Source organism: Brevibacillus sp. WF146 (genome assembly GCF_001673705.2).
In the GTDB taxonomy this organism is placed as follows: domain Bacteria; phylum Bacillota; class Bacilli; order Brevibacillales; family Brevibacillaceae; genus Brevibacillus; species Brevibacillus thermoruber.
Genome location: NZ_CP109943.1, coordinates 1 through 12,500 on the forward strand (window position 1 = coordinate 1; position 12,500 = coordinate 12,500).

Annotated in this window: 19 protein-coding genes, 5 tRNA genes and 1 rRNA gene (1 of these 25 running past the window's edge); 2 read left to right on the top strand and 23 right to left on the bottom strand. The window is 54.6% G+C overall.

Annotation, left to right across the window (positions count from 1 at the left end; translation table 11 throughout):
* The first annotated feature begins 867 nt into the window (after positions 1-867).
* Positions 868-1,017 carry a helix-turn-helix domain-containing protein gene (locus tag A6764_RS22290; RefSeq protein ID WP_413542003.1) on the top strand — a complete coding sequence of 50 codons (150 nt, stop codon included), beginning with the start codon at positions 868-870 and terminating at the stop codon, positions 1,015-1,017.
* A gap of 184 nt (positions 1,018-1,201) precedes the next feature.
* Here A6764_RS22290 and A6764_RS00005 read toward each other — a convergent pair whose 3' ends face one another.
* The 16 genes from A6764_RS00005 to A6764_RS00070 form a co-directional block, all read right to left on the bottom strand.
* The gene (locus A6764_RS00005) at positions 1,202-2,011 is read right to left on the bottom strand and encodes a toprim domain-containing protein (protein WP_264622362.1); all 810 of its coding nucleotides are present in this window, start codon (positions 2,009-2,011) and stop codon (positions 1,202-1,204) included.
* Positions 1,966-2,286 (bottom strand): hypothetical protein, encoded by a 321-nt coding sequence (locus tag A6764_RS00010; protein WP_264622363.1) that lies wholly within the window; start codon positions 2,284-2,286, stop codon positions 1,966-1,968. The genes A6764_RS00005 and A6764_RS00010 overlap by 46 nt, the downstream gene beginning before the upstream one ends.
* Positions 2,258-2,476, bottom strand: coding sequence for a helix-turn-helix domain-containing protein (locus A6764_RS22295; RefSeq protein ID WP_082059676.1), 219 nt, complete (start codon positions 2,474-2,476; stop codon positions 2,258-2,260). Before A6764_RS22295 ends, A6764_RS00010 begins: the two co-directional genes overlap by 29 nt.
* A 92-nt stretch (positions 2,477-2,568) precedes the next feature.
* Positions 2,569-2,886 carry a hypothetical protein gene (locus A6764_RS22255; RefSeq protein ID WP_319800794.1) on the bottom strand — a complete coding sequence of 106 codons (318 nt, stop codon included), beginning with the start codon at positions 2,884-2,886 and terminating at the stop codon, positions 2,569-2,571.
* A complete protein-coding gene (locus tag A6764_RS00015) occupies positions 2,862-3,914 on the bottom strand; it encodes an AAA family ATPase (protein WP_319800795.1) in 1,053 nt (350 codons plus the stop codon). Before A6764_RS00015 ends, A6764_RS22255 begins: the two co-directional genes overlap by 25 nt.
* 212 nt (positions 3,915-4,126) lie before the next feature.
* Positions 4,127-4,342, bottom strand: coding sequence for a hypothetical protein (locus A6764_RS00020; RefSeq protein WP_065068345.1), 216 nt, complete (start codon positions 4,340-4,342; stop codon positions 4,127-4,129).
* 199 nt (positions 4,343-4,541) lie between these two features.
* Complete coding sequence (locus A6764_RS00025) at positions 4,542-5,336, bottom strand: ATP-binding protein (RefSeq protein WP_083989949.1); 795 nt, start codon at positions 5,334-5,336, stop codon at positions 4,542-4,544.
* Positions 5,337-5,582: 246 nt separating this feature from the next.
* Positions 5,583-5,984 carry a hypothetical protein gene (locus A6764_RS00030; RefSeq protein WP_065068343.1) on the bottom strand — a complete coding sequence of 134 codons (402 nt, stop codon included), beginning with the start codon at positions 5,982-5,984 and terminating at the stop codon, positions 5,583-5,585.
* A complete protein-coding gene (locus A6764_RS00035; protein WP_065068342.1) occupies positions 5,968-6,432 on the bottom strand; it encodes a hypothetical protein in 465 nt (154 codons plus the stop codon). The genes A6764_RS00030 and A6764_RS00035 overlap by 17 nt, the downstream gene beginning before the upstream one ends.
* Positions 6,429-6,818 (bottom strand): hypothetical protein, encoded by a 390-nt coding sequence (locus A6764_RS00040; protein WP_065068341.1) that lies wholly within the window; start codon positions 6,816-6,818, stop codon positions 6,429-6,431. The genes A6764_RS00035 and A6764_RS00040 overlap by 4 nt, the downstream gene beginning before the upstream one ends.
* Before the next feature lie 6 nt (positions 6,819-6,824).
* The gene (locus tag A6764_RS00045) at positions 6,825-7,199 is read right to left on the bottom strand and encodes a hypothetical protein (RefSeq protein ID WP_065068340.1); all 375 of its coding nucleotides are present in this window, start codon (positions 7,197-7,199) and stop codon (positions 6,825-6,827) included.
* Positions 7,196-7,381: a KOW motif-containing protein gene (locus A6764_RS00050; RefSeq protein WP_065068339.1), complete on the bottom strand. Its 186-nt coding sequence runs from the start codon at positions 7,379-7,381 to the stop codon at positions 7,196-7,198. The genes A6764_RS00045 and A6764_RS00050 overlap by 4 nt, the downstream gene beginning before the upstream one ends.
* 230 nt (positions 7,382-7,611) lie before the next feature.
* Positions 7,612-7,941, bottom strand: coding sequence for a hypothetical protein (locus tag A6764_RS00055; RefSeq protein WP_065068338.1), 330 nt, complete (start codon positions 7,939-7,941; stop codon positions 7,612-7,614).
* Positions 7,942-8,080: 139 nt separating this feature from the next.
* The gene (locus A6764_RS00060) at positions 8,081-8,434 is read right to left on the bottom strand and encodes a DUF3102 domain-containing protein (RefSeq protein ID WP_065068337.1); all 354 of its coding nucleotides are present in this window, start codon (positions 8,432-8,434) and stop codon (positions 8,081-8,083) included.
* Between the two features lie 31 nt (positions 8,435-8,465).
* On the bottom strand, positions 8,466-8,666 hold the full coding sequence (locus A6764_RS00065) for a hypothetical protein (protein WP_065068336.1): 201 nt from the start codon (positions 8,664-8,666) through the stop codon (positions 8,466-8,468).
* 180 nt (positions 8,667-8,846) lie between these two features.
* Positions 8,847-9,281 carry a helix-turn-helix domain-containing protein gene (locus A6764_RS00070; RefSeq protein WP_065068335.1) on the bottom strand — a complete coding sequence of 145 codons (435 nt, stop codon included), beginning with the start codon at positions 9,279-9,281 and terminating at the stop codon, positions 8,847-8,849.
* Positions 9,282-9,343: 62 nt separating this feature from the next.
* On the opposite strand from A6764_RS00070, the gene A6764_RS00075 reads away from it, so the two are divergent.
* Positions 9,344-9,505 (top strand): hypothetical protein, encoded by a 162-nt coding sequence (locus A6764_RS00075; RefSeq protein ID WP_264622273.1) that lies wholly within the window; start codon positions 9,344-9,346, stop codon positions 9,503-9,505.
* A gap of 219 nt (positions 9,506-9,724) precedes the next feature.
* Here the strand turns inward: A6764_RS00075 and A6764_RS00080 are convergent, their stop codons facing one another.
* From A6764_RS00080 to A6764_RS00110, 7 genes are all read right to left on the bottom strand, one after another.
* A complete protein-coding gene (locus A6764_RS00080) occupies positions 9,725-10,768 on the bottom strand; it encodes a tyrosine-type recombinase/integrase (RefSeq protein WP_065068334.1) in 1,044 nt (347 codons plus the stop codon).
* Between the two features lie 276 nt (positions 10,769-11,044).
* Positions 11,045-11,129, bottom strand: a tRNA-Tyr gene (locus tag A6764_RS00085).
* A gap of 32 nt (positions 11,130-11,161) precedes the next feature.
* Positions 11,162-11,237, bottom strand: a tRNA-Val gene (locus tag A6764_RS00090).
* Between the two features lie 72 nt (positions 11,238-11,309).
* A tRNA-Glu gene (locus A6764_RS00095) sits at positions 11,310-11,386 on the bottom strand.
* A gap of 8 nt (positions 11,387-11,394) precedes the next feature.
* A tRNA-Thr gene (locus A6764_RS00100) sits at positions 11,395-11,470 on the bottom strand.
* Between the two features lie 7 nt (positions 11,471-11,477).
* Positions 11,478-11,553, bottom strand: a tRNA-Asn gene (locus A6764_RS00105).
* 58 nt (positions 11,554-11,611) lie between these two features.
* Positions 11,612-12,500: ribosomal RNA gene (locus tag A6764_RS00110) — 23S ribosomal RNA — on the bottom strand (it continues 2,039 nt past the right edge of the window).

Consider the following 12,500-nt stretch of genomic DNA (forward strand, 5'->3'; position numbering starts at 1 on the left):
GAACGACGTAACGCCTAAACGCCGTTTTCCATTTCCCTCAACGGTCGTCAAGCAATCTCCGCCAAAGATGCTTGACAAAAAGACCTAAACCTTTTGATGGCTTGCCTATGTGATTCCGGTTTACCTCCGAAGAGTTGCGCCAACAACTCTGAGAGTGCGGGTCATTGTAGAAGCCATCGGACCAAGCGAGTAAAATCGCTTTCTTTCGGGAGTCGCCCTTCGCCAAAAGGGCGATTTTTTCTTTCACAAGTAATTCGTCCTCGACGACCGCCAAATCGTCGATTGGTTCGAAGTACTCTTTCCTTTTTGTCTTAGAATCAGAAACCTCGCCTAAATCGTCAAGGGACTGTATCTGTTTTAGCTTTTTTCGCCCCTATTCTTCAGAAAATGGCTTTTTGCTTGACGTAACCTGAACTGCATTTGCCACGAGAAAGAACCTCGACTTGGGTCAAACCTTTTGATAGCGTCTTCTAAACGCTTGTAACAGTATGTTTCAAAAGCGTCCGTGTCCTCGATGTAGTACCAGATGCTCTTAGACAATCTTTCGATAATTGGGATGTAATGCCTTAGCAGCTCATCCTTTGCCTCAGGACAACCTAGCTTTGCGCTTGTTGCAAGCCTATTCAGTTGTTTATTTGTGATCACTTTATCGTCCCCTCCATTCGCCCTATACTTTAATAAGCACGATTTCTAGTAAAATTGGTACATGCTTTACGGACTTTTTTTGAATGTTTTCCCTCCTTTCCTGTATAATAGAAGTATATTCCCAAAATACAGTTTTGTGAATACGGAAAAGTTACTTTCTGGAGGGAAGGCCATGATCAACTACGACCCCCTCTTCCGGACCATTGAGAAGAAAACATACAACTGATCGACCTTGTTAGGGAATGCAAACTGTCTCCGGCAACGGTGGCAAAGTTCAAGAAGAACCAAAGTGTTACCCTCGAGACCATAAACAAGGTGTGCTGCTATCTACGGGTCCCGATTGAGGAAGTTGTGAGGATTAAATTTAATTAAAAGTATAGAGGTGCCTGATGTCTTTCAAAGTCGGAAGGTGCCTACTCGCAAGAAGGCTAAGAGAGGCCGGAATGACGCAGCAGGAGCTTTGTGAGAAGCTCAATATGCCGCCTCTCAAGTTTCCGACTGGGTGAATGACGTCAAGAAGATGTCGTTAGGCAACGCAAAATCAGTAGCCCACGCACTAGGAATCCATATCGACGATCTGTACGAATGGATTCCGGTGAAACCGTCGGAACGTAAGCGTAGGCGTCAAAAGGAGTAGGGATCTACCTACTCTCCGACACCGATTACTCTTTAAAGAGTAATTTGCCAGCGAATCTCTACAAGGCACCGCTTCCTTCACGATAGACACCACCTCCTCTAACGATCCCACCTCGTTAACATCCTTGCACCCAACCGGAATCTCAACGTCATACAACTCGCAGTATCCCGCCATCTTCTCGATCACTTGCGCCTTCAACCGCTCGCCCGCCTCGTCATTGTCCGTCGCGATCCGCAGTTCCTCTATCGGACTCTTCCGCAACAACTCCGCCTTCTCCTCGCTAAATGACGATCCGCCAACCGCAACCGCCGGAAAACCCGCCGTCATGACGTACATCGCGTCAATCTCCGCCTCGACCAGTACGGCCATCTTCGCCCGTTTTCGGTAGATTAGGTCTATTCCGTAAATTAACTCGCGTATCGGCCAACCGCCATTGACGTACCAAAACGTCTTCAAATCGACTCGACGGAACTTCACGTTGGCTAGCGAACCGTCCGGAAGGAACCACGGAATTGTAATCGCTTTACTCTTTATATCGTACCCAACGCGCATCTCCTTCTGTATCTCCGGGCTTATTCCGCGTAGGCCAAGATACGGATGTTCGCGGTCCCATACGTTTAGGATTCGTGGGTCCAACGGCTGCTTTCGCTCGTGTAACCGCAGAACTCCCGACAGGTCTAGCGTTAACGGCTCGACATCGGCAGCGACCGGGCCGTCCCGTACTTCCACCGCAGGTACTCGCGCGTTTCCTCTTCCGTTTCGTTGCGGAGGAATGCGAGGAGTTTGACGAAGCCGCCGCGTCGGTATTCCGGATCGGCCGCGCCGTAATCGCCCCAATCGCCTGCACGCGCGCCAGTTACCGGGTTATCGTGGAGCCAGACGTAGAAGGACGGTGTGCTGTCGTAGCGGAACGGAGAGGCTGCGATTAACTTGTCCGGCGTCCAGGTAGCTCGCTTCCACGGGAAGACTTCGAGCTCAGCGCGGATGTCTACTTTCAGATTCATCACTCCTTTCCGGTGGGTTGCCGAAGACTCTAACCGCGCCGCTATAAGTGACTAGCCATGTGCCGCCTGATTTACGTGCCTCTTCTTCAGTAAAGGCTCCGCGAACGCATTTCAACTTCGTGGTTCCTTGCGGCTTATTCCACAGTTGGTCAACCTCTGATGCGGTTAGTACCTCTTTCAAGCAATCCATTTCAATTACCTACCATTCCTCAAATCTTCGATACTATCTCGTATCGTAGTTCAAATTTACCAGATACGATTTCGTATTGCAAGAAGATTTTTCTAAAAAACTGATTTGAATTGCTGAACGGCCACATCCCCCGTCTCCAACTCTTTCACAATCCCATAATTCGGCAGATACACGACCTCAACCGTGACGCCCTCGCCTCCATTACGCCCTTTGTTCAGTTGAATGACGCCGATCCCGTCCAGCGTGTCAATCCCGAGCGTCAACGCGGAATCCTCCAGGAACGCCTTCGACTTCTTCAACTCAGCACGCGTCGGCGGCCGCAACTCGCGATTCCCCTCGTCATCTTTATCGTCGCGGACTTCCTCCGCCTGAGTGATACCGTGAATCACCGTTTGCGTACGTCCGGCCAACGCCCGGAGCTTCTTCGACGTCTCCGCCGCGTCCCGCCCGCCGTTTTCGACGTGTTCGCCTCGTACGTCAGGTAGTAGTACGGGTCGATCACGACCACATCCGCCTTTGTCGCGATAATGTCCGCTTCCAGATCACGGACGCGCCGCGAAGTAAAGTCCGGATCATCGACCGCGCGCACGATAATCGTACCCGGCACCACGTCGTTAAGTCGCGCTAGGAACGCCTCAAACCCGCGTTCGAACTCTTCCGTCAGCTTACCGGCCAGCAACGCGCGGTTCTCGAAGCCCGCCTCGTAATCCACGCCGTCAATTTGCGCGTTGCAGACGCCAAGCCGAGCGCTAATCGACGAGTAGGCGCGCGCCATCCATTCGAACCGCGACATCTCTATCGCCCATATGAGAACGGTCGCCCCCTGGAACGCGGCCTCGATCGCCTCCTCCATCGTAAAGATCGATTTACCGCGCCCCGACCGCCCGTACCACGTATAGAGGTTGCCGGAAAGGTACCCGCCAATCTCGCGGTTGATCGTCGGAAACTTGCTGCGCCAAATCTTGAACGAGCGCCCCTCTTTGCGCTTGCGGTACTCGTCGAGAAATGCGTCCGTATCCCGTTTGAGGTCCGTTCCCACTTTCGTCCGAACGCGGGTGCGGTCCGTTATCTTTCCGAGCTCCTCCGTCACCCACTCCGCGAACCTCTCCGGCGGGAGCGACGCGTATTTCTCGTTGAACTCGCGGCCGGTAAAGAACGCGTATTGCGACCGCTTGCCCGCGTCTTCCTTCACCTTGCGCGCCAGCCACTCGAACGAATCCGCAACCTCCGGCATGTACGTAAAGCCCGCGACCTCTGCCGCCACCGTCCGGTAATCCGGCGCGGCCCCTCCGTTGGCTGCCGCATAGTCGCGGATGAACCGGTAGGCCCTCCGCTCGGCCTCCGTGCCAAAGTGTTCCTCGCGGATGTCGTAACGGGTTAGGGCGGCCGGGTCGTTCGCGTCGATCACCTTCGATAAAAGCTGCTCGCCATATGCCACACGCAGTCACCTCGTTTCACGAACGTTTGTTCCCGTTAGGTACAAGTAGATTGTACACCTACCGGGTTATTTTGGCAATAGTACAAATTTGTTTTACCTGTGCAACACGTACCACTCCGCGAAATGCCGATCCCACAACCGGCGAGCCTTCGCCTCCAACCGGATGGACCGACGCAGTTGCCACGCGTGGTACTTCGTCAGGAACCATCGGATCATTCCGTCACACCTCCGCGTTTATGCAGCAATTCGTACCATTCCGCCAGTTTACCGTTTAGAAACACGTATCGGTCCCAGTCAAACTCGCCGTATCCAAACCGTTCGTCGAGCGCGTGGTCATACCGAATGGTAGCGTCCTTACAATACGCGTACTCTTCCGCGGATAGTTGCGGCTTTTGGCGGCGCTGACGGGTGCGCTTCGGTTGGGTCATCGCGAATCCTCCTCATATTCGGATAAGTCCTCGTAATGGTCCTCGCCAGGGTGGCTCGGAAAGGAACGCTTACCATAATCCAGCCCGCCGTCCACCGCGACCTTTCCGCAAGAACAAGTCACGTAATCGTGGCGGTGTTTCGATTCGATGACATCCCCGCAATGTAAGCACCGAATCGCATTTCGTTTTATCCTCGGTCTCATCTCCGCACCCCCCTTTTCGATTCGCCAACGAACGGAACCACCGCGCATTGATCCCGGACCCGATCCGCCAGCCGCGCGTCAAACACTTGCGCGAGTTCCTCGATCGGCACGTTCGACGTATACACGGTCGGCAGCCGGTTCGTCACCCGCGCGTTAATAATCGCGTGTAGATCGCCCCTAAACGCGTCAGTCGCGTCACGCACGCCGATATCGTCCAGCACCGCGAACGGCGCGCTCATCGCCGCCTCCATCGCGCGATAATACGCCGCCGACGCTGGCCCTGCGATATGGTCCGGCACGCGCGGACGATTGAACCGGTTGAACAGCGTCTGCCACTCGTTCACATCGAGGAAGTATACCGGTCGCTCCAGCGGTCGCCTATTCCGTTGAAGGCTGCCGATATAGTGCGCGATGAGATACGCGTTCGCAATCGCGGCGGCCGTCGTTGTTTTGCCGGTACCAGGCTCGCGCGAGTACAGGTATAACGACTTGATCCGGTCGGCGGGATCATCCGAGAACTGACGCTCGAATGTCTCGATATAAGACGGATTCCCGCGAATCCGTTCGGTCAGTAAGCGATACACCTCCGGTTGACTTGCACGCACGACCGAGGTGGCTACCGTTACATGGCGGTAGTCGGACGGTATGTTCGCTGCGCTCACTCTACCACCTGCGCCGGACGCCCCGTGGAGCGCGATGAAGTGCGGGCATAAACGGGTGCAGACGGTGGGGTCCGTGGCCGTCCGGCAGGGTTCGCGGAGAATGCAGTTATGCGCGTTTGTTTGCGTCAATTAGCGGACACCTCCACATCCTTCTCACTCTAATATTTGACCTTTTTGTCCGAAAGTTAGGCATTGATTTTTAATTTTCTTCGAGCATGACGACGTCACCTCCGAAGAGTAATGTACGTCAGCGTGGGAAAATCACACGCTTATATCGTAATCGAATTGTCGACCGCGATAACAGACGGAACACTTCCGGAACATTTTCCGGATGAAATACGAACACATGTCGAACGTTCGCCGTTTGTTCGCATCTTACAACCACTCCGCCAGCTCCTCGAAACTTGGCCGCGACGCCTCCGCCAGTTCCCGCCTTACCTCGCGCTTCGCCTCCGCCAGCACCTTCGGCAGCACCCTGCCGCGCATATACGTGTACATAAACGTAAAGTTCACGCCAGGGTACTCGCGAGTCGGCCGGTACTCGCGGAAGCACCCGTCGATGAATCTCCGGACGACTTCCGGACCGTGCTCGTCGATCATCCGCTTGATCATGCCCTGCTCCGCGCGCCAACCGCCGCGACCGGGAACGTACGGGATACCGTAGAGTTCCGTGTGGCGGTCGCGGAGGTACTCCGTGAAGCTGGCGGTATTCCACGTTTCGACCGGGCGGGCGCGCCAGTCTTTGGCGGGTGGGAGGCGGTTATTCCGTTTGGTCATCGGCGGTCGCCCCCTCTGTCAAGTGCTCGCCGCACCACGGACTACACGCGAATTCTTCGGGATCGATCGCAACGAACGGACGGCCACAGACGCAGCATTTACGTAATTTCTTCCGGAGAGCTTCGAATTGCTCTCGCGCCTTAGCGCGTTTTTCCTCAATGCATGCCAACCTCGCCTCCAACTCCGCGACACGTTTTTCCGCCGCCAGCGCCCGCTCAATCGCGTGAGGCCATCCGGTGCGGGCTTCGGCGATGAAACGGGCGTCCGTGTCAGTCAGAACGCAGTCTGTATCGTCTTGTTCCGCGCAGACAACGGACCCATCCGCCTGGCTGTATACATAGTTGCCTCGTTCAGATTGCTCGTATCCCTTATCGGCCGCCCAAGGCCCCGAAGTTGCCGCGTTGCATATCGCGAGGTCGACGTTAAGGTCACGTTTAGTTTCGCTCATCGCGTAGCACCCCCGATAACGTCCATGATTTCACGGATTGCGTAATACTCTGGGCTCACGACATGCATGACCCCGTAAAGTAAAAGTGCGAACGCAAGCACACCGGAAATTCCCCCGAGCATGTTGTAAGCAAAAATCCCCTCGCTTATATCGTCCTCCCTGTTGAAGTACGATTTACTCGCGTTGCGTTCTCGGATTTCCGCTTGCTTAGCGTATAGCTTCCGCCCTAACCATACGAGAAAACCGATATAGACCGCGCATCCAACCGCCCATACGATACCCTCCGCCAACTGCTGCCGCACGAGCACGCCATAAACGTGTTCCGCCGCGACACCGAGTTTGGCCGCCATTTGTTCGAGATACTGCGTGATTTTGTCCGTGTTCATTCCGCGTCACTCTCCTTTTCGGAATCCGCTCTTATCGAGTATCGTCCGCACTTTCATCGCAAAATCGTAATCGGTGCTATCCTCGTACCACGCGCGATTGATCTCTTCTAACGCGGTACGTAACCGCTCAATCTCCGCAAGCAACCGCGGAATGTCCTCGCGGGCGTGGGCGATGAACTCGGCGTCATACCCGCCATTTTCGTACGTATCCCCGAACGTTATTAGTGTGTCCGCGAGATATGACCCTTGCGGAACAAACATGTACTTACCGTTAAGAACTTTCGCGCCACTCCACAACCACGGTCCCGGCGTCGCCTTCTCCGCACGCTCGCGTATCGCGGTGAGTTCTTCCGGTGTGATTCCGTTAGGTTTCGTTGTCATATCGTTACCTCCTCGTCAACATTTTCGACTTGCTCCTCGTAATAGGCGTTAACGTCCTTATTCGGGAACTCGACGTGAATCGGATAGTTGTCGCGCCGTCCAATCGCGTAGACCCTTCCGATCTGGCCCGCGTACCATCCCGTCAGCACGCGGACGCGGTCGCCGGGTTTTATCGTGAGCATACGTTACCTCCTCGTATAGTTATCGTCTGAGACCGTTTATACGCCGCGTAGAGCGTTTGGTTTGCGCATGGTACCCGTAATATACCCGCGAGGCAAACGCGGCTTATAGGGCGGTTCTAGCGCGTCTGGCGATGTGTTTGCGTGGCGTAGGCGTGGAGCAGACGCAACTTGGTGCGCGGGGTGAGGCGACGCCAGGTTCCGGTGAGAATGCGCATAGGTATCGGCTCCTTTCAGCGGTTTTGTTCGATCGCAAGTAGCGCGTCGGCTTCCGTTAGTTCGCGTATGGGTTCGTCGTCATACGCGATGAATGCGTTGCCGGTGCGTCCGCGATCCTTGTACCACGTCATAACGACATAGCCGTCTTCGAACGGGACGTATCCGATGGAGGCGGCCTCCATGTCATCGCGGTAGGTCGTCCGCATTTTGCGGGAGATGTCACGCAAGGCGTTCATGGTCGCGCAGTTCCAGTTGTCCGGGGAAAATACGCCGGTTTCGAAGGCGCAGCGCGGGTCGTCTCCGTTCCAAGTCTTGCCGCGTTCGAGGCAGAGTTTGCAGGGCATGGGCATCGGGCTCCTTTCAACAGGAAAACATTTACTCGCGTAGAATAGGTATCTAAACCTACAAAAAGGAGGCATTTGTCATGATTCAGTCCAAAGTTCGGTCAATCCATGAGGACTATTGCCCTCATCTAGAGGACAATCACTCAATCGAAATTAGGTCAAATATCTTATACATAGGGAGGTGGTACGCATGCGTACCATCACCGAACTGCTCGAACGCTTGAATAAACCTAGTAGCTGTCTGGCGCGTAAACTCTACATGCTCAGTTAGCCACTTTATCCACCCGCCTACCTCCTCCCGTTGTTGCGCGATAAGTCGCTCTCTCGGGTCTTGACTGTCAAGTTTAGCATCGCGAACATCTTTCAGTCGCCGCCCGATCTCAAAGATTGCTTCACCCGCGACTCGCTTGTAGGCATTTATCTCGGCGGCGATAACAGCCAAGTCGTTGGAGAGCGCGGCGGTCTCGTTCGATTGCCTTGCTTGCACATTCATCTTTACCATCCTTTCTTCGCGTTGCGTGTGTTCAACTATCTAACTCCTCACTGACGATCCAACCATTTAACCGCGCGTACTTTAACTTCCTTGAGTATCTACGTTTCCACTCTTGCCAGTCTTTTCTTGTCTTACCGCTACACTTAAATGGGTAATGGATGTTGTTATATTTCTTTTCCAACTCAAGGATTTCAGCGACCCATTTTGGAACAACAGGCTTATACACACTCATGTGTCATCCTCCCTGTTACTTGATCCCTTTGTCGCGTTGGATTGCCTGTGTGTTTATACATAGATAGAGACTGCGCGAAGGATGAGTGAAACGAATCCTGAGCGCTATCTCTTATCTAGTTAAAAGATGGTTCTTGTTTAAAGATGGATATAGTTACTGTCAAGTAGAGCCATATACGGGTCAACCCGTGTCGGCTCCAGCGGACATGGACTCCGCCTCCCCGTCGAATATCGCGAGCTGACTGACGGGAAGCACCGTGTACCTCGTGTTCTCAAACCGCTGTGTCCCGTCCTCTCGCGCTTTCGTCGCGATCACCAAGGGCCGCCCCCGCCATCTGTACGCGAGTAGCGATTTGATCCGCTTTCCTGCCGCCTGGCGCGATACGCCGAGCCTTGCCGCGATATGTTCCTGCGACGGGTAGCAATCGCCACTCGCGTCCATGAACGAGGCCAGAACGCAAAGGGTCTGCCACCGTTCCGCGCCCATGTCCGCGATGAGCCCGGAGCTTGCGGCTTCGACGTACATCTTTACGAAGATGCGCGTTTCACGGCGGCCGGTTGTGACGGAATATTCCGACTGGGTTTCGACGGAAACGAGGTTTTGCTCAGCGGACATTTACGGAAATCACCTCCGCGTGGTAAAATTTTGGTAATCCCTTCGGGTGTTCTGTCGTGCCAATGCGGACGCCTAGCGCTTTGGCGCTAAAAACGACAGGGAGGGAGGGCTGCGATCTGAACCATCGCAGCAATAACACCTACAACATCACGATTTACCTCAGCGCCGAGGAAGCATGGTGGGTCGTGCTCCTCGCCGAACTGCTCCTCAGGCTGCTGTCCTGAGGGGCTTTTCGGTTTCTTTACTTTTTATAAGCACAATAGTGAGCAAAATTGGTACATCACCTCGCGCATTTTTTTTCGCTTTCTACCCTCTAATAACAACCGAACTTCGATTTTGTACACCTCCCGATTATTTTTTTTTTCGCTGTCTACTCCGTTAAACGCACGAAACTCGATCTCGCACAACTTACGGACAAAAAAAATAACGCCAGCCCCGAAGGACTAGCGTCGTTTACCGGCACGAAGCCGCATGATCGGCGAAAACTGCGCGTGCTGCGCCCGTATGTTCTCGTCGTCCATTTGTACGTATTTGCGCGTTGTTGAGATGTCCGCGTGGCCCACGATTCGTTGTAGCGTGAATAGGTCGCCCCCGTTAAGCAGATACGTTTTGCAGAAGTAATGACGGAATGTGTGCGGACTCACCCGGACTTGCCCGTCAATGCCCGCCTGTTTCCCGTATCGGGTTAGTCGCTTCCGTACGGTATCGCCCGTCAAAGGCTCGCCATATGCCGTAAGGAAAATGTGTTCGGCGTCCGGGAAGAACGTTTTGTTCTCCGTCATCAACTCGAACAACAAGCGCAGGACTTCGTGAGATACCGGCACAATCCGCGGCTTGCGGTTTTTGTTCATCGCGGCCGGCAAGTGGATGCAACGCGCTTTCACGTCGATATGTTCCGCCGTTAACGCGAGCGCCTCGTTAATGCGAAGGCCCGTATCTGCAAGGAGCATCATGAGCGTTTTGTCGCGAAACCCCGCAAACGTCCGCGTATCTGGCGCGGCCAAGAGGAGGCGGAGTTGGTCGTCCGTGAACGCTTCGATTTCGTCCTCGTCCTCTTTCGGCGGCTTCAAATTAGCGACCGGGTTAATGTCGATCATTCGTTCGCGCGCCCAGAAGTTGAACATCGTCCGCAACGTCCGCAACCGGATTGCGACGGTCGTCGGCGATAGAGCTTGTCCTTCGATTTCGCGGCCCTCTACGCCCTCGTACTTCGTCCGCCCATCCGCCATGTAGATGTAGTACTCTCGCGCAATAGACGGCGTTATATCGTTTATTTTTACGCCGGGGTAGTTATCGTCTACCCACGCGCGAAAATAGCGCCAGTGGGCCTTATAATCGGCCAGCGTGCGTTCTCGCATGCCCTCCGCCTTCTTCACGTTATAAAAGAGTTCGAATGCGTCATCGAGGCCGTAGGACACGCGTTCGTTTACGGTCGTCGACCGTTGACCGCGGATGAGTTTCCGGCCTGTACGTTTATCCGTAGACACGACAAAACCTCCCGTTGATTCGTTTTTGACGAATCCGCAGGAGGTTTAACCGTTAACGCGTCAACGTTCTCTGGCGATCGGTTCCCGCTTTCTCCCCGCACGCCTACCGTAGACCGTTGACCTTTCGTTCGGCCTGCCGGACTCATTCCCGGCTGACAAACGTTGATATTACGGGATTTTTAACGGATGGCGTCCCAGGAGAGATTCGAACTCCCGACCGACGGCTTAGAAGTCCGTTGCCTTACCGCTTGGCGATACCCCAATGGATAATGGAAATGGTGGGGAGAGACGGATTCGAACCGCCGAACCCAGAGGGAGCAGATTTACAGTCTGCCGCGTTTAGCCACTTCGCTATCTCCCCAAATTCCTACCAACGAAGTGGTACGAATGGAATGGTGGAGGCTGACGGGATCGAACCGCCGACCCTCTGCTTGTAAGGCAGATGCTCTCCCAGCTGAGCTAAGCCTCCACAACACCCCACAAAGTCACGGTATGCTTGGAAGCACATTCCGTTTCCTTTGCAGGGACCCACTTCATTACATGGTGACCCGTAGGGGATTCGAACCCCTGAATGACAGCGTGAAAGGCTGCTGTGTTAAACCACTTCACCAACGGGCCAAAGGTAATGGTGCTCCCGACAGGAATCGAACCTGCGACCTCTTCCTTACCATGGAAACGCTCTACCGACTGAGCTACAGGAGCAGATGAATGGCTCCTCGGGAGGGACTCGAACCCCCGACCGATCGGTTAACAGCCGATTGCTCTACCGACTGAGCTACCGAGGAACGTTGAAGACTTCGCGCCTTCAAAACTGGATACGCATGGTTGGCAAAGGATCATGGAGTGGATAAGTCCTCGACCGATTAGTATTCGTCAGCTCCACGCGTTGCCGCGCTTCCACACCGAACCTATCAACCTCATCGTCTTTGAGGGGTCTTACCAGCTTGACGCTGTGGGAAGTCTCATCTTGGAGGGGGCTTCACGCTTAGATGCTTTCAGCGCTTATCCCGTCCGCACATAGCTACCCAGCTGTGCTCCTGGCGGAACAACTGGTGCACCAGCGGTGCGTCCATCCCGGTCCTCTCGTACTAAGGACAGCTCTCCTCAAACTTCCTGCGCCCGCGACAGATAGGGACCGAACTGTCTCACGACGTTCTGAACCCAGCTCGCGTACCGCTTTAATGGGCGAACAGCCCAACCCTTGGGACCTACTTCAGCCCCAGGATGCGATGAGCCGACATCGAGGTGCCAAACCTCCCCGTCGATGTGGACTCTTGGGGGAGATAAGCCTGTTATCCCCAGGGTAGCTTTTATCCGTTGAGCGATGGCCCTTCCATGCGGAACCACCGGATCACTAAGCCCGACTTTCGTCCCTGCTCGACTTGTAGGTCTCGCAGTCAAGCTCCCTTCTGCCTTTACACTCTACGAATGATTTCCGACCATTCTGAGGGAACCTTTGGGCGCCTCCGTTACCTTTTAGGAGGCGACCGCCCCAGTCAAACTGCCCACCTGACACTGTTCCCCGACCCGATCAGGGCCGCGGGTTAGAACTCCGATACGATCAGGGTGGTATCCCAACGGCGCCTCCACCGATGCTGGCGCACCGGCTTCTCAGGCTCCCACCTATTCTGTACAGATCGTACCAAAGTCCAATATCAGGCTACAGTAAAGCTCCATGGGGTCTTTCCGTCTTGTCGCGGGTAACCTGCATCTTCACAGGTATTATGATTTC